We start from the raw sequence: 500 nt of genomic DNA, 5'->3' as shown, positions 1-500 counted from the left end.
AAATTATCGAAAGATTGCAGGAAATATCTACCGACCACTACAGTCTGGAGGCGGATGTAGATATATCGCTTACCAACTATCTGCTAGAGATGCTAGTGGGGCTCAGTCAACAGTTCTATATCACCTCTTTTACACATAACAAAGACTACCTGAGACAGTGGACCTCTTACTGTGAGCCCAATGACGGCATCTGTATAGAGTTCGATGAGCACGTACTGTCAGAGAGTTTTAAATACAATAAATTCAACCGGTATTCCCAAGCGCATCACAGGTTCGATAGTATTATCTATAGTTACTCCAATAGCATAAGAAGATATTTTGATAAGCATAAAATAAGAGAGGTGTTTTTAAATAGAAAACAAAGCTTGGTCAATAACGTGCGCAGTATTAGAGAGCATAGTGCGGTCAGAAAGACAGATACGGAGTATAGATATAATGCGACCGCCGACTTACTGTTTTCTTCTATACTTGAGGCGCTAACGGAGTTTGCACTGATAAGG

Annotated in this window: 1 protein-coding gene; it reads left to right on the top strand. The window is 40.2% G+C overall.

From position 1 onward, the window contains the following. Nucleotides 1–500: DUF2971 domain-containing protein (locus ACS8FC_RS21345; protein WP_439298247.1), on the top strand; the 500-nt coding region annotated here is incomplete at both ends.

The organism is Psychrobacter sp. 1Y4 (genome assembly GCF_051847555.1).
The sequence above is the reverse complement of the archived record's forward strand: the minus strand, read 5'-3'. Positions and strand labels throughout refer to the sequence as shown.